Annotated in this window: 17 protein-coding genes; 4 read left to right on the plus strand and 13 right to left on the minus strand. The window is 67.1% G+C overall.

Annotation, left to right across the window (positions count from 1 at the left end; all coding sequences use genetic code 11):
- The first annotated feature begins 29 nt into the window (after positions 1-29).
- Positions 30-1,319: a DUF2062 domain-containing protein gene (locus tag KF745_11495; GenBank protein MBX3359035.1), complete on the plus strand. Its 1,290-nt coding sequence runs from the start codon at positions 30-32 to the stop codon at positions 1,317-1,319.
- Here KF745_11495 and KF745_11500 read toward each other — a convergent pair.
- The 3 genes from KF745_11500 to KF745_11510 are packed head-to-tail and all read right to left on the minus strand — an operon-like array spanning position 1,258 to position 5,895.
- Positions 1,258-2,634 (minus strand): tryptophan 7-halogenase, encoded by a 1,377-nt coding sequence (locus KF745_11500; GenBank protein MBX3359036.1) that lies wholly within the window; start codon positions 2,632-2,634, stop codon positions 1,258-1,260. The genes KF745_11495 and KF745_11500 overlap by 62 nt on opposite strands.
- Positions 2,631-4,961: a beta-ketoacyl-[acyl-carrier-protein] synthase family protein gene (locus KF745_11505; GenBank protein MBX3359037.1), complete on the minus strand. Its 2,331-nt coding sequence runs from the start codon at positions 4,959-4,961 to the stop codon at positions 2,631-2,633. The genes KF745_11500 and KF745_11505 overlap by 4 nt, the downstream gene beginning before the upstream one ends.
- Positions 4,954-5,895 carry a lysophospholipid acyltransferase family protein gene (locus tag KF745_11510; GenBank protein MBX3359038.1) on the minus strand — a complete coding sequence of 314 codons (942 nt, stop codon included), beginning with the start codon at positions 5,893-5,895 and terminating at the stop codon, positions 4,954-4,956. Before KF745_11510 ends, KF745_11505 begins: the two co-directional genes overlap by 8 nt.
- Positions 5,896-5,966: 71 nt before the next feature.
- Between KF745_11510 and KF745_11515 the strand changes: the two genes are divergently transcribed.
- Together KF745_11515 and KF745_11520 are read left to right on the plus strand one after the other, a co-directional pair.
- A complete protein-coding gene (locus KF745_11515; GenBank protein MBX3359039.1) occupies positions 5,967-6,632 on the plus strand; it encodes a 1-acyl-sn-glycerol-3-phosphate acyltransferase in 666 nt (221 codons plus the stop codon).
- 16 nt (positions 6,633-6,648) lie between these two features.
- Positions 6,649-7,356: a 1-acyl-sn-glycerol-3-phosphate acyltransferase gene (locus tag KF745_11520; protein MBX3359040.1), complete on the plus strand. Its 708-nt coding sequence runs from the start codon at positions 6,649-6,651 to the stop codon at positions 7,354-7,356.
- Here KF745_11520 and KF745_11525 read toward each other — a convergent pair.
- The 7 genes from KF745_11525 to KF745_11555 all read right to left on the minus strand — a co-directional run bounded on the left by KF745_11525 (position 7,253) and on the right by KF745_11555 (position 14,510).
- Entirely contained in the window at positions 7,253-9,865 is a 2,613-nt protein-coding gene (locus KF745_11525; GenBank protein ID MBX3359041.1) for an MMPL family transporter, read from the minus strand. The genes KF745_11520 and KF745_11525 overlap by 104 nt on opposite strands.
- A complete protein-coding gene (locus KF745_11530; GenBank protein MBX3359042.1) occupies positions 9,862-10,503 on the minus strand; it encodes a hypothetical protein in 642 nt (213 codons plus the stop codon). The genes KF745_11525 and KF745_11530 overlap by 4 nt, the downstream gene beginning before the upstream one ends.
- 102 nt (positions 10,504-10,605) lie before the next feature.
- Positions 10,606-12,066, minus strand: coding sequence for a long-chain fatty acid--CoA ligase (locus KF745_11535; protein ID MBX3359043.1), 1,461 nt, complete (start codon positions 12,064-12,066; stop codon positions 10,606-10,608).
- Complete coding sequence (locus KF745_11540) at positions 12,059-12,991, minus strand: hypothetical protein (GenBank protein MBX3359044.1); 933 nt, start codon at positions 12,989-12,991, stop codon at positions 12,059-12,061. Before KF745_11540 ends, KF745_11535 begins: the two co-directional genes overlap by 8 nt.
- Before the next feature lie 24 nt (positions 12,992-13,015).
- On the minus strand, positions 13,016-13,813 hold the full coding sequence (locus KF745_11545; protein MBX3359045.1) for an outer membrane lipoprotein carrier protein LolA: 798 nt from the start codon (positions 13,811-13,813) through the stop codon (positions 13,016-13,018).
- Positions 13,813-14,232 (minus strand): beta-hydroxyacyl-ACP dehydratase, encoded by a 420-nt coding sequence (locus tag KF745_11550; protein ID MBX3359046.1) that lies wholly within the window; start codon positions 14,230-14,232, stop codon positions 13,813-13,815. The genes KF745_11545 and KF745_11550 overlap by 1 nt, the downstream gene beginning before the upstream one ends.
- Positions 14,233-14,237: 5 nt before the next feature.
- Complete coding sequence (locus KF745_11555) at positions 14,238-14,510, minus strand: acyl carrier protein (GenBank protein MBX3359047.1); 273 nt, start codon at positions 14,508-14,510, stop codon at positions 14,238-14,240.
- Between the two features lie 125 nt (positions 14,511-14,635).
- Here KF745_11555 and KF745_11560 point away from each other — a divergent pair, with 125 nt between their 5' ends.
- A complete protein-coding gene (locus KF745_11560; protein ID MBX3359048.1) occupies positions 14,636-15,427 on the plus strand; it encodes a class I SAM-dependent methyltransferase in 792 nt (263 codons plus the stop codon).
- A gap of 33 nt (positions 15,428-15,460) precedes the next feature.
- Here the strand turns inward: KF745_11560 and KF745_11565 are convergent, their stop codons facing one another.
- From KF745_11565 to KF745_11575, 3 genes are all read right to left on the minus strand, one after another.
- Positions 15,461-17,404: a hypothetical protein gene (locus KF745_11565; protein MBX3359049.1), complete on the minus strand. Its 1,944-nt coding sequence runs from the start codon at positions 17,402-17,404 to the stop codon at positions 15,461-15,463.
- A 145-nt stretch (positions 17,405-17,549) separates the two neighbouring features.
- Complete coding sequence (gene rpsD, locus KF745_11570) at positions 17,550-18,149, minus strand: 30S ribosomal protein S4 (protein MBX3359050.1); 600 nt, start codon at positions 18,147-18,149, stop codon at positions 17,550-17,552.
- 215 nt (positions 18,150-18,364) lie between these two features.
- A complete protein-coding gene (locus tag KF745_11575; GenBank protein MBX3359051.1) occupies positions 18,365-21,034 on the minus strand; it encodes an immunoglobulin domain-containing protein in 2,670 nt (889 codons plus the stop codon).
- Positions 21,035-21,052: the final 18 nt, after the last annotated feature.

A 21,052-nucleotide genomic window follows, 5' to 3' on the forward strand; every position in this document is an offset into this window, starting at 1 on the left:
CCGGCGGCGTTTCGACATTCCACTGTAAGATGAACGGGATGGCGCCAGAAGCGACCCAGGCTGCTCCTTCCTCCGCTCCCAGGCTCCGGTGGGTCCTGATCGCCCCGACGTACAACCATGCCCGAACGCTTGGCGCGGTTCTAGCATCGCTCGGTCAGTATCGCCTTCCCATCATTGTCGTCAACGACGGCGCCACCGACGCGACCGAGGCTGTGCTCGAACAGTGGTTGGGAAGCCCGTCCGAACCGGCCAGAAGCGTGGTCACACACGCGACCAACCAGGGCAAAGCGGCCGCGCTGCGTTCCGGCTTTGCGGCGGCGATCCGGGCGGGGTATTCCCATGCCATCACGATCGATACCGACGGCCAGCACGCCGCGGCGGACCTTGCGCAACTCGTACGGCTCTCCGAAGGCGACCCCGGCGCCCTGGTCGTTGGCGCCCGACGGGGCAACGGCTCGGGCGCCCCCGTGGCCAGCCGCCTTGGTCGCGCCGTCTCGAACGCCCTTGTCTGGTATGAGAGCGGTATCTCAACCACAGACAGCCAGTCCGGCATGCGCGTGTATCCGCTTTCGCATCTTGGGACGCTGGCCAGCGATGCCGAGCGGTACGGGTTCGAGACCGAGGTGCTTGTGCGCGCGGGCTGGCATGGCATTCCGGTAATCGAATGCCCGATTCAGTGCATCTACCGCGTCCCGGGGGGACGCACCACTCACTTCCGACTCGTCCGGGACACGGTGTCGTCGGTCGTGATGCACGCACGCCTCATGATGCGGGCGCATGCTCCGGGACCTGATCGCGTTGGGCTGACCAAAGACTACCGCACCGGTACGGTCCTGCGGCGCCTCGGCCACTGGTTCAGCCCGCGGCGTCTGCGGCTGATGGCCCGGGGGGATGCGGCCTCTCGGGAACGACTCTCGGCATCCGTCGGTGTCGGACTGATGATGGCCGCGCTGCCCATCTACGGCCTGAAGACGGTGACCTGCCTGTGGCTCTCGCGCCGGTTCTGCCTCCACCCGCTCGCCGTGGTCAGCATCTCGAGCCTCTCCACCCCGCCGCTCGGACTGGTGTTTGTCGCGATCGCGCTCTGTGTCGGGGGGATCGCGTTGCACGGCCAGATCCCCGACCTCGCGGACCTGAATCTGCGGCAGGCGTCCCGGTGGTCGACCGTCAATGCCCTGCTGATCGAATGGCTCGTCGGCAGCGTTGCGGCGTCGGCGCTGCTCGGCCTGATCGGGTACTCACTGACCCGAGCCCTGCTTATGCGTCCTGCACACCGGCCGCCGGCGCTGATTGACCGCCCGAGCCACGAGGGCGCCTGATCACTCCCGGCGGCCGCGGCCCAGATCCGACCATGGGAAGCTCGTCCGGCGGCTGCGCGGCGAGGCAGAACGGTGCGCGTCTCGGCGAGAGTTCCGCGTATTGCTGCAACCACACGAACACCTCGAAGGCGAGGTGCCGCCACCGCAACGACCATGGCTGGCGAGGAAAGACCTGCCCGGCGAGAATTGAGATGATGGCGCCGGGAATCTGGAGCGGACCCGTCCCGTGAACAAACAGTTCGCGGAAGGAGTGCTTGTAGTAACTCCGGATGAGCCTCCAGAACGGCCTGGTGCCGCACTCGATGTGGCGTCGATACCGACGCTGCGCCGTGGCAGGCCTCATCACGCCGCGGAGCATCTCCGCGGACAGGTCCGCCGCGCACGATGCGCTCATCATCGCCAGCGTGACGCCGGTCGAGAATATCGGGTCGAGGAAGCACGCGGCATCTCCGAGCAAGAAGTACCCGGGCCCGCAGTAGGGCCGGCACCGGTAACTGAAGTCTGAGAGCACGGCGTTCTCATTGCTCCCGGTGGCGCCCCTCATGCGGTGTCGGACGACCGGGCATCTGGCGATCGCCCACTGCAGGAGTCGCGTTGGGGGAACACCCAGCGTGCGGACAAACGACGGGCGTGTCACAAACCCCACGCTCGTTGTTGACTCATTCAGGGCGATCAACCAGAACCACCCCTCGTCGCACATGAGAATGGCGGGGTGCCCGGCTCCCCGGTCTGGCAGCCGCTCCACACCATCAAAGTGCTGGAAATAGGCCACCTTCTGGAGCTCGGGGTCTTCAAAGTTGCGACGCAGGTTCAACTCGCGTCCCACCAGCGTGCTGGACCCGCTTGCATCAAGCAGAACTCGGCCCCGCACCGGCCCCGCCGCGCATTCCAGCTCGATGTCCCCTTCGGAGAGCCGCGAGATGCTCTTGACGGCGCACTGCTCAAGGACATCCGCGCCGGAATCCCGCGCCGTGTTCAAGAGCAACTCATCGAAGCACGACCGCTCGATGTTAAAGACGGGCACGCCGGGAAGCAGGCCATCGGTGAACGAGAATGTCCGCGTCGCCGGGTCGTTTCCGAAACCGAACTCGGCGCCGAACTTCGCCACGTGGGGGAGAGCTAGCACGGCCCGGTCGATGCCAAGCTCTCGCAGCAGGGGCATGGTCCGCGGCAGGATCGACTCCCCGATATGGAACCTCGGATGCCGGTCCTTCTCGAGCACGCAGACGCTGAACCCGGCGCGGGACAGGAGGATCGCGGCGGTTGAACCGGCAGGTCCGCCCCCGGCAATGACGACGTCGTATTCCCGCTTCATACACCCCTCCCAACGGGTGTTTCCGCCCCGCCGAGCCGCCGCTCCAAGCGTTCGAGCCCGACCGCCGATGCTGCCCCTGACCAGTCCGTGCACAACGAGGCCAACACCTCACCGGTCGAGCCGCCCACCAGCTCCCTGGCGATCCCCACGAACGGCGACACCGCGAACAGCTCGCCGAACACCTCGCTCCCCGATCCGCTGTCCTTCATGCCCGCCCGGCGCAGCCCAAGCTGCTCTGCCCGATCCACCCATGTGCCGCTTGCGGATCCGATCACCCGGCCCGGCACCGGCTTGAGCCGAGTGAGTACCGATGCCACCGCCCCTGCCGGCCCGCCGCCCCCCCCAGCCCGCGGCATGGCCCACCGGCTCCCAAGCACGGCCCCATACGCCATCGCCCCGCGTGCCGCGGCCGCGGTACTCGATTCGACCACGAACGCGACCCCGCCGAACGACCTGAAGAACCCCGGATGCCGCGCGTTCGACACACGTTCATCGCTCGCATGCAGCCCGTACTCCCTATAGGCATCATCGACAACGCCGCAGGGGGCCTCCGCGGCCACGACGAGGACTGTGTCGGCCGTGCCGTTTTGAACGCGGAGCGCCGCCAGAGCCAATGCATCGAGCCCGGCGGTGCGCGAGCCGATGATCGTCTGGCAGGCCCCCCGCACGCCCAGCGACACACTCAGGTGCGCGGCCGCAGCGTTGGGAACCCCCTCGGCAAAGAGCACAGGATTGGCGGCCATGACCCCCTGGGAGACAATCTCCGAGTAGTACTCGTAACAGAACGACGCCGACCCGTGCATCGAGCCCAGGATCGCATTCGCAGAGGCCAATCGCTCGCGGTCACCGCCCAGACCGGCGTCCCGGACGGCCATCGCGGCGGCCGCCAGCGAGAACTTGACGTATTGGCTGAGACGGCGTGCCCGACGCACGTTCAGGTACTCGGCCATCGCCTCGTCACTGATCCCCTGTCCGCGTTGCGCCCGAGAGTCCGGAGGCCGACAGCAGCAGTTCACGAACGCCGCGTGCCCCACCGCGCCAGGCAGAACAACACCCACGCCGGTGATGCACGCGCGTCGCCCCGCGGGCAGGCCGGATCCCGCACGCGCCGACTGCTTGCGGTGGCGCTCCGCCTGGGTCAGCACCACGCACGTGTTGGCGCCGCCGAACCCGAGCGAAGTGTTGAGGGTGCATGGCACAGGGCGATCCGCCGCGCCGCCGCTCGACACGTTCAGCCCAGGAAACTCGATCTCCTCCGCCCGTACGTTCGGGCACGCGGGAACCCGCTGATCCCGCAGTGCCATGCACGACATCACCAGCTCAACCGCTCCAGCGCCGCCAAGTGTGTGGCCAAGAAAGCTCTTGAACCCGACGACAGGCACCCGAGGAAGGTCTTCGCCGAGCAGCCGCGACAGGGCCCGGAACTCGGACTCGTCATTCTCGGGTGTTCCGGTCGCATGGGCGGCGATCAGCCCAAGGTCCGCCGCTTCGACCCCGGCGCCGCGGAGGGCCTGTTGCATTGCTGCGAGCGCTCCCTCCCCCTGCGGGTGCGGCTGCGTGAGGTGGTGCGAGTCGGCCGTCTCTCCCCAGCCCGCCAGGACCGCCCGCACGCGTGCTCCACGCTCGGCGGCCTCGCACGCCCGCTCGAGGATCACGATCCCGTACCCCTCGGCCACCTTCATCCCCTGGCGACCACGGCAGAAGGGCCGGAGAGGCCCCTCCGCGATCAGCCTGAGCGAGTTGAACCCCGCCCAGGCATACTCGCTGATCGCGTCGTACCCGCCCGCGACGACCACGTCTGCCTGACCAGATTCGAGGAGCGTTGCGGCCAGCGCCACCGCCCCGAGACTCGATGAGCAGGCGGAGCACGTTGTGAGGGCGCCGCCCTCAATACCCAGGCCATCGAGAGATATTCTTGCGGTCGCGCTTGCAAGAAATGAGCCAAGGTCCCTTGCCTTGCCCGACCGCAGGAAGCGGCCGCCCGCTCGCAGCCCGTGAAGCGTGGTGCCAAGGACGGCGCACCGGCGAGAAGCGGGCCCGATCGCGGCGGAGAGGCCCGCATCCGCAAGGGCGTGCTCGATCGTCCATCGAAGATAGCGGGCTTCGCGAGGGAGGCCCGGGCAATACGAGGAGGGCAGGTCCGCCGCCTGGCCCCCGAGGCTCCCCGGAGGAAGGGCCGACTCGATATCCGTCATCGGGGCCATCCCGCAGCGTCCGGCCAGCATCGCACGCCAGATCGACTCGGCATCACCCCCCAGCGACGCGGTCGCCGCCACACCGGTAATGGCGATCGGAACTCGCTCGGTTTGCTCGCACCGTTCAGGCACTCACCGCGTCCTCTTCAAAGGCCGCTCCAAGCACAAGCCACTGCGACGGGTATCGGGCGATCATCGTCTCAATCGACCTGGCCATCGCGACCAGCGACGGGTCCGTCGCACCCGGGCCTGGATCGCTCTGCCCCGGCTCGATCGCCGGACACAAGTGGACGGCGAACCGGCCCGATGCGAGCCGCACCGTAAACACAGGCACGATCGGGCTCCCGGTAATCCGCGCAAGGCGGATCGCGCCGGTTGGAAGGCGGAGATGGCCGTGGAGAAACGGGACCACCTCGAACCGCTGGCCGGGCATCGCCCGGTCCGCCTGCATCACGACGACGTCGCCGCCTAGCAGCGCATCGCGCAGGCCCATCCACGTCGACATCCCCTCATCAATCGGCGCCTCAAGCGCACCCAGGAGCCGCCGCAATCTCGCCCGCATGGCCTCGAATGGTCCGGATGCGTCCCGCTTGTACACCACGTGCACCCGCTGCTCGACACGCATGAGCGCCGCCAGTCCCACTTCAAACGAACCCATGTGAGCCGTGACGAGAACGACCCCTCGGCCATCACCCCGAAGTGCCCGGTAGGCCTCCTCGCCTTCGACTCGCTCGATTCGTCCCCGCAGCCGCTCGATCGGCTCGCGGTTTGCCTGGCCGACGTCCAGAATAAACTCGTAGAAACTGTCCAGCACCGCCCGAGTGAACGCCCGCCCCTCGGATGGACTCAGCGGCCTTCCAAAGATCCGTGTCGCGTTTCGACGGGTCTGCACCCGGACCCCGCGAGAAACGAGCGGAACAACTCGTGTTACCAGAGGCCGGATTGCCCTCAGTACACCCGGTGCCCTCACCGCGAGTCCAAAGAACGGCCCAAGCGCCTTCGGCGTGGTGGTAGGCGTTGCCCCGAGGGCTGCAGACTGCACCGAAATGTCCACCCGAGCCTGCATCAACGCGCAGTATACAGGGGCCCACTCCGAGCGATCGCCGGCGGATCGCGGTTCGGTATCATGATGAGGACATGGGATCGCTCTTCTACCGGTCGTGCAGGCTCTGCAGCCGGTTCATCGCGTGGCAGACGCTCCGGGAAGTCGTTCTTGATTCCGACCGCGCCGACCGAAAGGGCGGCTTCATCATTGCCTGCACGCACCTAAGCCATCTCGAACCGATACTCGTTTCAGCGACGATCGAGCGGCACATCCGCTGGATGGCACGCATCGAGTTTTATCGCCCCTGGTGGGGTGCCGCGGCGCTCAACCTTGGCGGCGCGTTCCCGGTCGACCGCTACGGATGCTCGCTCCCGGCCGTCCGCACGGCCGTCCGGCTCGCACAATCCGGGGAGTGCGTCGGCATCTTTCCGGAAGGTGGCGTAGCCAAGGGACGGCAGTCGATGCTCCGCGGCGCACCCTTCAAGCACGGGGTCTGCACCGTCGCCGTTGCCTCGCGTACACCGATTCTGCCGGTCATCGTGCTTGGCACGGACAGGCTCAATCAGGTGTCGCCCTGGCTGCCCTTCCGTCGAGGCCGGCTGTGGTATGCGTTCGGCCACGATGTCGCCCCGCCGCCACGCTCGGCCTCTCGCCGGGCCGATCGCGCCGAGATGGCCTCCCGGTTGGGAGCTGAGTTCATCCGGCTGTACCACGACCTCCTCGCCAGGACGGGGCTGACGGACGGCGACATTCCCTGACCACCGGATCCCCCCGATGAGTGACGCGTTCTATCGAGCCGTGCGGTTCCTGGGCTCCGCTCCGTTCTGGATCAGCGGTTCTCCCGTTGTCATTGGCGCGGAGCACATCCCCCTCAGTGGGCGGTGCATTCTCGCGGCTACGCACCAGAGCCCGTACGACGTGGCGCTGCTCATCCGGCACACCCCGCGGCTCCTGGACTTCGTGAGCATCGTCGAGGTCTTCCAGAATCCGTTTGTCGCCTGGTTCTACGGATCCTTGAACGCATTCCCGCTCGATCGCTCCCGGCCGGACGCCAAGACCGTCCGGATTATCCTGGAACGGCTCGAGCGAGACCGGGCGGTTGCGATGTTCCCGGAGGGTGCGTTCCGCAAGGGGGCCGAATCGGTGGTCTACACCCGGCGCATCCGCCAGGGTGTCGGCCGAGTTGCGAGGTTGACCGCCTCGCCGGTCGTCCCCTGCGTGATTGTTGATTCCCATCTCTACAGCCGTCCGGCAAGCTGGCTCCCGTTCCGTCTCACACGATACGGGCTGATCTACGGCGACCCGATCGACCCGGCGCTCGACCCGGACGACATCGAATCGCGACTGGTCGATGCGTTTGTCGCCCTGCACGCCCGGCTCAACTCGCACATGGTTCACTCCGCCCGCGCACGCCGGCCCGCGGAGCACGGCGGATCAGGATCGGCATCAACAGCAGCAGGGAGCCAACGCCGGACGCCATGATCCCCACGGCGGAGACGAGCCCGAGGGACTGTATGGCCGGCGTGTGCGAGATGCACAGCGAGCCGAACGCCGTCGCGGTCGTGCCTACCGAGAGCGAGATGGCATGAACCGTGGGTCGCAGGTGCGGCCGCAGTTCGGCGCGCGTCGCGCCGTCCGAACGGAAGACCGACACAAGAAACACACCGGCATCAACCGCGATCCCTCCGAGCAGCGGGATGGCAACCGTATTGATGGGATTGAAGAGCTGCCGCGTCGCGACGATGAACGCAACGGTGGCGACCGCCGCAAACGCCAGCGGAAGAAGCGCCAGCAGCACATCGACAGCGCGACGGAAGACAATCATCAGCCAGAGCAGCACGAGCCCGAACGAGATTGCTATTGCTCGCGGGAGCCCGACCCTGGCGGCCGCGTCCAGCTCCTCGGACACGGCGTCGATCCCCGCAACTGTGACCTCCCCGCCACGAACACCCGACGCCGCCTTCCTGAGCGCCGCGATGGTGTGCCGCCGCTGCTCGCGGTCGTGCAGCGGCTCCGCAAGCCGCACAACGAGCATGGTGCTCGTCGGTTGACCTCCGCCAACCAGGCTCGCGGCCGGAAAGACCCGCTCCGCCACCGAGCGATACCGCATGACGTCGGCCACGGTCGGCACACGCCGCGACCCCAGGATCTCAGCAAGCACCCCTCTGTAGCCGGCGTAGGCCTTCGGTTCGAACTGACTCTCTGCAATCGCTGCATCAAACGCCTCGATGACCCTGCTCGGATCGAGCCGGTCGAGCATCCGCAGCCTGCCCGCGGTCTGCCTCGGATCAGGCAGAAGCGTGCCCAACCCCAGAACGGCAGTCACCCCTGCCTCGCGGCACGCCGGCGAGGTCAGCGCGCGGGCAGCATCGTGCGCAACGCCGACCAGCTGGTCCGCCGCCGCCGCCCGCACCTCGATCGGGACCAGAGCCCCCTGCCTCGAGAACCGCCGCATGACCTCCGAAGTCGCATCGAGGGCCTTGCTCGGGCGAGGGTGCATCACGGTGAGGTCCGACTCGAAGCCGATCGAGAACCCCTGGGCGGCCGCCGCCACAACGCCCGCACCAAGAATCGCCAGCGACAGTCCCATGCACGTGCGAGGCCGGTCCACAACACCATCGGCAAACCTATTGAACATCGCCCGGCCCGCCGCCCGATGCGTCTCTCGTCGATCAGTGACCGCCAGCACCGCCGGCATCAGCACGAACACCGCGAGGAACGCCCCGAGCAGCCCCGCTGCCCCCATGACCGCGAAGTCGCTCAGCATCTTGATCGTGGAGGGCCACAGGCTCATAAATCCGAAGATGCTCGTGAAGCAGTTGGTCCCGATCGGCACGGCCATGTGCCGTGCCGTCTCCACCGACGCCGCCGCGCTGCCCTGGCCCTCGCCGCGATACCCGTCGTAGCGAGACAGGAAGTGGACCCCGTAGTCAGCGCCGATCCCCGCGAGCAACGCCGCAATCATCGCCGCCAGCGGCGAGACCTCGCGGACCACCACCGCCACCGCGCCAACCCCCGCCAGCATGCCGACGGCCGCGACTCCGCCGATCACCAGACCCGCCGACCATCGGCTGTAGAACAGGAAGAACAAGGCATACAGCAGCGCCACCGAGGCCAGAACGCTCACGATCGAGTCACGCCGAATGACACGTGAGGTTTCGCGCGCAATAGCCGCGGACCCCGCCATGGCCACGCTCAGACCCGTCGAGTTCGTCTTGGCCGCGAGCCGTTCAACGGCATCGACCGTCCTGCCCGCCGCTTCGTAGTCCCCACCATCCCCCACGGTTCCAATGCTCAGGAGAATCGCCCGGCCATCGTCCGACAACTCTGGCTTCCCGACCACAGGGGCATCAGCCGCGACGTCCGAGCGCAGCTCGGGCGGCACCAGATCGAATAGGCGAAGGGGATCCCGCAGGACCCCCTCACTCAGCGCCGCCCCAGCGGCGCCCGGCGCGGAGATCATCGCCTCGTTTCTCGCAATCTGCCTGCGGATCTGCGCCGGCTGCAGCCGGCGCTCGAGCTCCTCCACGGCCCCTTCGCTGAGATAGAACACGCCATGAGGGAGCATCACCTCGCGTGCGAACCTCAGCAGTTCAGGATCCTCGCGGAACCGCGCCCACAAGACGAGCCGCGAAGCGACCGGGTCGCTCCCCAGTGCTGACGCAAGGCGCGTCGCATAGCCCACCAACTCCGCCCGCCCCGCGTCATCGGCTGCACGGCCCTCCGGAAGCTCTACCAGCAGCATCAACTCCGCCCCGGACCGGTACCCGGAAACAACCCGCTCCATCGCGGCGGCGGCGCCGGAACCACTCCCGAGTATGCCGGTCAGGGACGACGTGATGTGAAGCCGACTGAGCGAAACCAAGGAGAAGGCCAGGACCACCACCGCGCCCGCCAGCACCCAGCCCGGCCGCGTCGCGGACCACCCTGCGAGGCGTGCAGCAAGGTCGCCGATGTGTCCCGAATCAGTCCTGGTTGAGGCACGACTCAAGGGATCGCCCTTGCCCGCTGCGACGGCACAAACGCCCCGGGGGGCAACTCTCCGTTAATTTCCAGTTGGCGCACCCGGACAACCACCTCGCCCGCCTGGCTCCGTATTCGCACCCGCATCGGCCAGATGGCCCCGTCCACCGCCTGGTACTGATCGAGAACGACCTCCCCGCCGTTCAACGAGGCGCCGGACCCCATCACAAACCGCCGCGGCGCCAGTGTGGCCCGGACAATCTCGCACACCACATCGTCTCGCCCCAGAGCGGCCCCGCACGCGATAAGCATCGAAGCGTCCGCACGGACGGGCCGCGCGGTCCTGAAGTAGCCCGGTCCGAGCAGCCCCAAAACATCTCGCACCCCTGTCGACGACACGTGCTCGGCGTCCAGGCGCCGACCGCCCTGTTCCTCTTCCGGCGTCATCAACCACGCCCCATCATCCGTTACCGTCAGATCAAACACAGCGTGCCCGAACTTCCACGCGCGCATCCTCATCTTGCCGGGAAGTTCGGCCACTATCACGCCATCAACTCGAACGCTCTGACCCTCGGAGTCGGTGAGGTCCAGGTCGCACTCCGCCACGAGATGCGTCACCGAGGCCTGGCGATCCGCGATGGTTGTGAGCGACTCCTCGGCACTCATCGTTGGGTAAACCGGCAGTGAGCCCGCACACCCGCTCAACAGCCCGGCCGCGGCCGCCGCTGCTCCCGTCATCGTCCTTCGGCACACCACTTGGATCTCCACCTAGACGAGGTGTCGGAGGACCTTGCCCGTCGCCGACTTCGGCAGCGACGCCGAGAGCTCAATCGACCGCGGAACCTTGACCGACGAGAGTCTTGCCCGAACATAACGCCGGAGTTCATCAGGGGTGGGCGGCTGATCCGCACACGGAACCACAACCGCACGGAGCCTTTGCACCGTCTGAGAGGCCGCTACCGGCACAACGACGCACTCGGCGACCCCGGGGTGCGTAGCAAGCACCCGCTCAACCTCAAGGGGGTTCACCTTGAATCCCCCGACGTCGATCAGGTGCTTGAGCCTTCCGGTGATCCAGATCCGGCCAATCGCATCGGTCCTCGCCAGGTCTCCGGTCAGCAGGTACCCATCGACCAACGGAACATCTCCGTCAAGGTACTCCGACAGCATGGAGGCCGCGCGGACCGCCAGCTGTCCCTCTTGGCCTGTTGGGAGCAACCGGCTCGGATCCGCAATATCCACAATGCGAATCGAAACTCCGGCGAGCGGCCGACCGACAGAAGCCGGATCGAACCCATCAGATCCCGGCGCATCGATCGCCACGGTCCCAAGCTCAGTCGCCCCGTAGAGCTGCCCGATGTCAGCCCCCCACGCCGCGGCGAACCCCCGGCGCACCGGGTCGGGCAGGGGCGAACCCGCCGACACAGCCAGCCGAAGCGCCGTGGGACGCGTGCGCTCGCGGCGAGCGAGCGCCTCAAAGACAAACGGAACCCCGGGAAGTACTGTGGCTCCCTCCTCGAGCTCCCGCGCGACGTACTCGGCGTCGAACTGCCCCATCACGCGGAGCCCGGCCCCGGCGGTCAACGCGCCCACCAGCACATCCACACCGTACGAGTGGCTGAGCGACGTCGGAAACACGATCCGATCCGCGGCGGTCAGGCCCATACCGGCGATCACCCCGGCCGCGTCGGCATCCAACGACTCGCTCGTTCGCACGACGAGCTTCGGCAGTCCCGTCGTTCCGGAGGACCCGAGCACCAGCGAACCATGGGCCGTGGGCACCAGCGCGTTCCGGTTCACGCCGAGTCCCAACGCCAGGTGACTGAGCGCCGGTTCCGCCTCAAGGCCTGGACCAACCAACGCGGCAACGGCCCCGGCCCGCGTCGCCGCCGCCAGCGCCTCGGGGCCCGCGATCTGCGGGTGCATCGGCAGAAACCGCAGGCCGGCCGCGATGGCCGCACAGAACCACGCCGCGAACTCAGTACCGGCCGGGAGCACCGCAATCAGCACGTCGCCCGGGTCCAGGGACCCGCGAAGTTGCTGAGTCCGTGAAGACACGAGACCCGCCAACTCGCCGAAGGTACAGCGCCCCCTCGCCCCGTCCAGTTCCCCCACCGCTTCCGCCTCCGGCCGTTCCAGCGCGTGCCGGTTGATCGCATCAATCACCCCCCACCCAACGCCCTGCGCGCCGGAGGAGCGTTCCAGCCGCTGCTCGACCGACCTATTCATGCGGCGCGCCACCCATGCGGCCCGGCACCACCGTCGCCTCGATCTCCACCAGCAACTCGGCCCGGCAGATCTTCGCCGGGAAGTACTCCACATCGGCGGTCCGTGGCAACCTCCCCGACAGGGCCGCCCTCAGCGCCGAACGATCCGCGGGCCGCCGAAAGTAGACTCGCGCCGTTTCGGTCCCGTCTATCGAGTACGAGTCTGGACCCGGCACGCCCCGAGCCAGACGATCGATATTCGCGAGCGTTTCCTCCAGTTGAAGCGACAGCGAGCCCGGATGCACAGAGTCCTCACCCCTGATGCTCGCCGTGCCCGAGACGAGGAGACGCCGGCCCAGCGGCAATGAGGCCACTGTCGCCCGTGCAAAGCACGGCGGCCGCGGACCATACGCCCGGGAGTACTCAAACGCAGGAATCTGCCGCGGATTCTCTACCGGCACACCGGGCACACCTGATCCCATCGCGCATACGACGAGGTGGTCGCCATCATGACCTACCGCCGATGCGGCCGGGAGAACTCCCGCGAAGGGTCTGGTCCCGAAGCACCGCGTATAGGCGGCGAATCGACCCAAGTTGAAGACCCGGTAGCGATCAAGCCCTTCATCCATCTGGTCGTGGATGCCGGGCACAAACGCCCACGTCCTCAGCGGATGCGGGAAGCCACCCTCGTTCAGGCCCGCGAGCACCAGTTCGAACACCGCCGCGACACTCTCGTTCAGTTGGCCCGTCGACAGGCTCGTGGCGCCAGGCACGACAGCGGCCACCATCCCGATCCCGTCGCCCCGGTAGTGCTCTAACCCCGCCGACCCTCCCGCGGCCAGCCCCGCAAGACGGGAGGCGACCATGTGGGGCGTCAGCCGCCTCGCCCACGCCGGCACCATCGCCCTCCCCGATGACTGCAGCAGTTCAGCGCCCTGGCTCGCCACGCTCGTCTCCAGCACCCTGTGGTCTCAGGGCGTCCTCTCGGGACCGTTGCCCGCGCCAGCCTCGCTCCGATGGACACCGCGAACGTCCCCCATCGGGCGGGACACGCGAGTCGTCTGCGGCACCTTGAGTTCGAGATCATCCGGCTTCATCCCGGTGTTCAGTCGCACATGGCTGAACACGATCTCCGTCTCCTCGCCCTCCGGATCGGTCATGACCACCCGCTTCGCCGCCGGCGCTGATTCATCGATCAGAACCCGCACAAAACTGACGTGCCGCCGCAGGGCTTCGGACCTCGGCGTGAGCCGAAGAGCAAGACTCTTACCATCGCCATCCTCGCCCATGATCCGTGGCTCCAAGGGCTCGATTTCGAACCGCTCCCGAAGCACGGCCAACCGAGGAAGCGGCCCGCCTGCAAGGTCCCTGAACCCCTCGCCGACCGGATAGATCTCCAGCAGACCATCGTCCGGGTAGTACATCTGGATCGACTCGCTCGAGACCAAGAGCGACGACTTCCGCGGCGAGGCGGTGTCCCATCGAACCAGTTCCCCCTTTGCCCGGACAACTCCCTGGGACACCAGCGGCTTCTTGAGAAGCGGCGAGTGCCGCCGTTGCTCGAAGTCGGCGCGGAGATCCTGCACCGTGGACATCGCCGCGTCAACCGCCTCGAGCCGCTCAACAAATCGCGACCCATCAGAGGACGAAGCGGACTGGGATGCGGCGGGCTGGCAGAATGAGTCCAACGGTCGGCCCCACCATGACGCCATCGCACACGCGGCGGCGATCGCAAAGCGGCACACGGGACCGACGGCTCCAATCAGCATCACTCCACCCTCGCCAGAACAAGCGACCCCGATGCGGCGACCGCCCCGGCAACCGTCGCCCGCACATCAAAGAGGCACAGACCCGACATCTCCCGGGCCAGTACCGAGTGCAGCCGGATCTCCGCCGGCGGAACAATGCCGGTATGAAACTTCACATCCACCTGCGCCAGCCTCGCTGAAGGAGAATACCCCGAAGCCCCGCCGGAAAAGGCCATCACGCCGGACACCTGGGCGAGCGCCTCGGCGACCAGCACACCGGGCACGACCGGGTTGTCCGGGAAGTGGCCTGCAAAGAAATCCTCATCTCCCCGCACCCGCCAGGTGCCCAGAACGCTCCTCCCCGCCTCGAGTTCCTCGACGCTGGTTACAAACAGGAACGGCGGCCGGTGCGGCAGGTTTTCCAGCGTCCCTGTGCGCATGAGGATCAGCCTCTCTTCGAGCCATCCTGTGGCAACCCCTCGATCAGCAACCCGAGTGTTGTCACATTCGTAAACGCCGCCTTGCTCATCGATCCGTCCGTGATCTTGACACCGAACTCCTTCTCAAGCTCCGTCACGATCAGCAGGATGTCGAGTGAATCGAGGTCGTACTCGCCCCCTACCAGCGGCATGGTGTCCTCGAACAGCGTCTGCTCATCCACTTTCAGACACCGGCGGATCACCCCCTTCACGCGGCTCAATGTCTCGGTGCTAGGCATGCGACTCCGTAGACTCCTGTCCGACGCCGTGCGCCGCCGGCCCGAACGCTGACTCGAGCGAGCCCTCCGTATCCGAACCAGCCTGTATGATACGGGCCGGATGCGACGATTTCAGGAGCTCGGACATGGCTGTCCATGACTGGCCCGACTCATCGGGCTCATCACCGCCGCCGCTCGCCCCGCATCCGACGATCCCTCGCTCGTACTCGGCGCCCGAGCACAAGCGGGCATTTCTCAACGGCATTTTCGACGAGACCGCGCCGGACTACGACCGGGTCGAGCGGTGGCTCTCCCTCGGCAGCGGCCGTTGGTACCGCCGAAAGGCCCTGGCAAGGGCCGGCCTGCAACCCGGGATGCGCGTCGCCGACATCGCCGTAGGAACCGGGCTTGTCGCGGGAGAGGCGCTCAAACTGGCCGGACCGACCGGCAACGTTGTCGGGGTCGACCCCAGCCCGCAGATGATGCGACGGGCCAGGGAACGGCTGGGCATCGAGACGTTCGAAGGGACCGCGGAGTCCCTTCCGCTCCTCGCCGGATCGTTCGACTTCCTCTCGATGGGGTACGCCCTGCGCCACGTCGATGACCTCAACGGTGCGTTTCGAGAGTTTCACAGGGTGCTCAACCCCGGTGGTCCATTCGGCCCGGGGCGTCTGTGCATCCTGGAGATCACACGCCCCCGCACGCGTGCCGGGCGGGCGTGGCTTTATGCGTACCTGGGGGGTGTCTCGCGCCTGCTCGGCGCCGTCGCTAGGCTCTCGCCTAGGACCCCGGAACTCTGGCAGTACTACTGGGAGACCATCGACCGCTGCCTCCCCCCGGAGCTGATTCTCGAGTCGCTCCGCAACGCCGGCTTCTCGAACGAGCGGCGGCACGTCGTAAGCGGGATCTTCTCGGAATACACGGCGACACGCGCGTAACGGCCCCCCGCCATCCCGCCCGCGCCGATCACCCTACTTGCCAGCCGCCTCTTCTGCTTCCTTCGCAAGTTGCTCGCTGACCTTGCGTTCCTCCGTGTCGACCCTGTATCGCTTGAGATAGCTCGCGAGCGTGAAGGGATCGTCCGTCAGGTCCTTGAAGGCGTCCTGGGCCGCCATCCCGGCGAGTTCCCGGTCGCGTTGACGCATCTTCTCAACGGTCATCGGCATAAACCCAGTGATCCGGATGACCGCGACGGCGAGCTTCGAGGGGAGCGGAACGGCCAGCGTCGTCACCGCCGCGTCGGCCTCGGAGACGGGCTTGAGCGGGTCGAGCTTCTCGGCCGTGTCCATAACCTCGTTTCGGAGCTGTGGGGTGTCGATGTCGAACGGAATCGGATCTTGGCGGGTGATACGGATATCACGGGCCACCTTGGGGATCCGCTGGAACGGGTCGATCGCCTCAGGGTCCAGGAACGTCCGGTCGTTTGCAATTCCCTCGATTCCGCTCGCGATCGCCCGCTGGCGAAGGCTGGGCGCGTCGGCCTGGAGTTGCTTGAAGGCTTCGAGACGCTGGTAGTCGGTGGTGAGACGGTCGCGGATCTCTTCCCACGAATCCGGCGGCGACTCGGCCCGACCGGCGAGGACCGTAAAGAAGTACATGTTGCCGGACTGATCCTCAATCGGACCGAAGGGCACCCGCTCTTGGATCCCCAGGTCGTTGGCCGGCGCGATCTCCTTTGCGCGAAGTGAGAGGTCCGCAAAGAGAATGCGGGCGTTGCCGCGGGTGAGGTACGCGCGGCCAATGTTGCGGGCGCCAAAGAGGGCCGTGCGGTCCTGCCACGAGTTCATGACCGTAACCGTGGGCGGAGTCACCGAAATGCCGGAGGTGGTCTTGATGCGCTCGGCGACGGTATCACGGATCGATTCGAGCGACGGGGCAGCCCAGTCAGGGGGAAGTACAAAGTACTCCCCAGCCGCCGCCGTCTCCAGCCGCATGGTGGACTTGGCGATCTCGCCGCGGATCGTGCGGACGGCCTCGGCAAGGATCTTGTCGGTCTTCTCCTTGCGGATCTGGGCCTCGATCCCCGGCCTCGCGGTCTCAAACTCGGGGCTGGAAGCGGCGTCGGCCTTCCCGGGGTTGGCCGCGAGGAATCGCTTGTGCACCTCGATCGGGTCGATTGGGATCTGCTTCTCCCACTCGGTTCGGTCCAGGGCGATCCACTCGATCTTGACACGCGGCGGCAAGGTATATCCGATGCCGTACTCACCCTCGCCCTGCTTGACACCCTTGTAGGTCGCGAAGAGTTCCGCAAGCGCGGCGTCGTCCGGCTTGGGAATCTTGGGGGCAAGTCGCTCGGAGTTGAGGTAGACGTAGTCTATAATGGCCTGGTCGAAGTTATGGCGACCCTCGATGGCCTCCCGCTGGATGGAGAGGGCCCCGGGCCCGGCGCGGTACAGACTCTCCACGCGATTGACGCCGCGGAACTTGGCGAGGGCCATGTAGAGCTCGTCGGAGGTCATGTGGGCCGACGCGGCCGATTGCAGCGCCATCTGCTCAACGCCGGAGCGGGCGTTCTCGACCAGTCTGGACATGTCGAGATCGCGGATGCCGGACTGGAACGCCTGCATCGCCTGGCGCTGAGCGACCAGATTGGCGACGTCCCTGAGCAGCCGCTGGCCGTCCTCCGGGCCGCCGATGAGACCCTCGCGGGCCGCCTCGTAGGATTGGAGGATCCACGTATCGAGGTTCGTCTGCTTGTCCATCAGCCCGAGCTGCTCGAGGATGTACTGCTCGTACTTGGCGCGATTGGCTTGGGCGCCGGTAATCTTGGTGTCGTTGATGCGCATATAGGTCGCGCCCTCGCCCGCCCCGCGCCCCATCTGGGACACGGTCTGCGGGAGCAGGAAGGCGACCATGAGCAGCGCCCCGCCGACCACCAGGATCCAACGGTTGTACTTGCGCAGGAACTTGAGCATGCGAGAATGACCCCGGGGTGCACTGCAGGGAGAACTCCGCGGCGTCGCCCGGCGCGCGGGGCGTGGGCGAAGCCGGGGTGGCGTACCGCCCGGGCCCGACGCTCCCCTGGATCGGGCGAGACTCGGCCGGCGCGGTCGCCCTTGATTAGCGGTAGAACTCGACGATCAGGTTCGCGTTGACATCGAACGGGATCTGGTCCGACGTCGGAAGCGCGACAACACGCAGGGTGAGTTCGCCGGGGTTGAGGTCAAGCCAGCCCGGGACCTCGTGGCCGGGGAGGGACTCCATGTTCTCGCGGATGAGCTTCTGGATCTTCGGCTTGAGGGTGATGACGTCCCCGACCTTGACCGAGCAGGACGGACGATCAGTCTTGCGGCCGTTGAGCAGAACGTGCCCGTGGGCGACAATCTGACGAGCGGCCCAGATCGTGCGAGCCAGGCCCGCCCGACGGACGGCGTTGTCAAGGCGGCGCTCGAGGAGCTGCAGGAGAACCTCGCCGGTGTTGCCGGTGCCGCGGGTGGCCTCGGCGACGTAGCGGCGGAACTGCTTCTCGAGGACGCTGTAGTGGTGGCGGAGCTTCTGCTTCTCGTTGAGGCGCAGGCCGTAGTCACGCAGACGGCGGCCGCGGTACCCGTGCATCCCGGGCGGGGTGAGCTCACGCTTGGATGTGTGCTTGGGGTTGTCGGCGATGGGAACGCCGATCCGACGGGAGAGCTTAACCTTGGGACCTGTGTACCGAGCCATCGCGCTGATTCCTTCCGTCCCCGGCCTGGCTTCCTAAAGGAAGTGGCGGGGTGCCCGCGGTGGAACGCGGGCGATCTGCGCCGGGTGGCCGCGGCTGCGGTCCGGCAGGGGTGAGATCCGGGCATGACTGAGCCGGGATGTGGAGGGGGATTGAAGCACTCGGAAGGGGGAAGGTCAACTGGGCCCCAAACACCCGCCGGCAGGGCGGGCGGGGCTCAACACCCGGTATTGACCGCCGCCAGCCAGGACGAAATGAACACGCCGATGTCGGCCGCCTCGACCGTGCCGTTGCGATCAAAGTCGCCGTCGAGGGACCCCTGGTTGAGGCTGGTGATCCAGAGGTTGATGAAGGCGCCGATGTCGCGGGGCTCGACAATCCCGTTGCAGTCCGTATCAGCAGGGCAAAGGCCGATCGACGCGGGAGCAGTCGCGGCGGAGCCGCAGGCGTTGGAAACCACGCAGTCGTACGACCCCGCGTCCGCCCCGGCGATGTTTGCGATCTGGAGTGTGGGCGTCTGGGCGCCCGCGATGATCGAGGCGTGAGGGGTGGGGCCGTCGGCGAGGAGCTGGCCATTGCGGCGCCAAGTGAAGGAAAGGCCGGAATAGCCCGCGGCGGGGGTCGTGCGGAGGGTGACCGTTGAGTTGATGCAGGCGAGCGGAACAGCCACCGGGTGGCCGGCGATCCAGGGGGTATTGGTGTCGGTCCAGCGATGGAAGTATCGGCTTGGTGAGGCGCCGAGCGTGCCGGCGCTCGTCCCGATCAGGAGTTCGTCGTGATCCACGAGGAGAGCGTTGACGGTGGCGGTGCTGGCGAACGGCGGTCCCCAATCCGGATCGAGGTGCCGCCAAGTTGAGCCGTTCCATCGCATCAGGGCGTTCCCGCCGACCACAAGGTCGCCGCGGTAGACCACCGCAGCGTTGGCGTTAGCGTCCTGCGGTGGGTTTCCGACGGGGCTCCAGTTCACGCCGTTCCAACTCGCGACGCCGAAGACAGGACCGAACCCATCGGCGGTCGAGAACTGGCCGACGGCGATGAGGGCACCGTTGTAGATGACAAGCGCCTTGACGGAGCCGGTCGGGCCGATGCCCCCGCCCAGCGCTCGCCATGCGGAACCGTCCCAGCGGGCAACTCGGTTCGCGGGCACGCCGTCGATCGTGGTGAACTCGCCCGCGGCGATCAGTTCACCCTGAAACTCGGCCAGAGCGCGGACGGCGCCGTTGGCGCCAGAGCCGAAGGGCTGCCACGAGGCGCCGTCCCACCGTCGGATATTGGCAGATGCGGCGCTGCCTCCACCCAAGCCCGCCGCGAAGTCCCCACCCACGATGAGGCTTCCGTTGTAGCTCCGGAGGGCATGGATGACTGGCAGCGTTGACGTAGTCGACAGGGTTGAGGAAAGAGGTTGCCAGGTTGTCCCGTCAAAGCGAGCGACAAGCGTCATCGGTGAGAAGTTGGCGCCGGCATACGTGAAGTACCCCGCGGCGTAGAGCGAACCGGTGTGCTCCGCAAAGGCTCGGCACTCGGTGTAGGAGTCGCACCGGATGTTGGACCCGAATCCGGCGGCCCCAACGGGAATGGCCGAATCTCCACTCCACGACAGCGGGGAGTTCAGCACCCTTGCCGAATCGAACTTCTTGCACTGAACGCCGCGGCCGATGATCGTCGCGCCGGCTCGCGTCGCAAACGCTTGAACCTCGCTCACGATCGCCGAGGGAACGAGGGACCAGGCCTGACCATCGAACGCCGCCATTCCCTGGCTGGGAACGCCGCCGAGACCATAAAAATCGCCGACCACGACGAGGCGATCGCCGCAAGCGGCCATACCTCGAACCCTGCCGGGGCAGAACGCTGAGAGCGACTGCCATCCGCTGCCGGTCCATCGGTTCACGGATCCCTCATCGACAAAGCCGCAGATACCCGCGGACCGGGAGACGGCCGCGGACTGGTAGAGCGAACCACCAACAACCGCCACGAGCGATCCCGTGGTGTACCCCATGCCCGACCATGCCTGGCCATTCCATCTCGCAACATTGGTGGCGGTGGCGCCGCCCGCTGCGACGAAGCTGCCGGAGACAATCAGGTTACCCTTGTAGTGATCCATGGAGTTCACCTGGGCCGGCGGGTACTGGCCCTGGTCAGAGACTCCGCCACCGAGGGACTGCCATGCCGAACCGTCCCACCGGACAATGTGGTTGTATGTCTGGCCATTCAGCGCGGCGAACTGCCCAGCCATGATCGGCTCACCGTTGTACATGGTGACGGCGTTTACTCTCGCGCCAGCAAGCGGGCCCGCCAGGACCTGCCACTGTGCCCCGTCCCATCGGACGAACCCCGCCGCGCCGCCGGCAACCAGTTCGCCATCATGCGAGGAGAGAACAACACCCTCCCCCGGCGCGGCGGGAGATGCCGTCGAGCCCAGCGGAGGCGGGACGGCGTGCCATGTTCCATCCCAACGGGCGCACCCCTGAACCGGAACGCCCCCGGCGCTGGAAAAACTACCAAGAACGAAGAGGCTCCCGGCGTGATCGGCCATCGAGCGCACCGGCCCAAGCAGTTGATTGGCACCGAAGGGCGTCAGGCCGGAACCCATGGGAAGAAACTGCTCGCCGTCGAAGAGCGCGATGTTGGCCGCGTTCGCAACCCCCGCCGCCGAGAACGATCCGGCAATCACTGTTTGCGGTGGCAGCGGACCCGGCCCGTCGGGGTCCCAACTGGCGACGCGAGAGGGCACCGGGTAGATCGGATTGCCCGATGCGTCGGGGACGGTCGCGCCCGAGACGCCGGTGTAGGAACCACCGCGCAGCCACTGCCCCTCGCACTGGGCACGGACGACCGGGGCAATGGCAAGCGAGACGAGCGACGCGGCAAGGAGAGAGGTCTTGATCACGGTCGGCTCCTGGCGGTC

Source organism: Phycisphaeraceae bacterium (assembly GCA_019636655.1).
Lineage (GTDB): Bacteria > Planctomycetota > Phycisphaerae > Phycisphaerales > UBA1924 > JAHBXB01.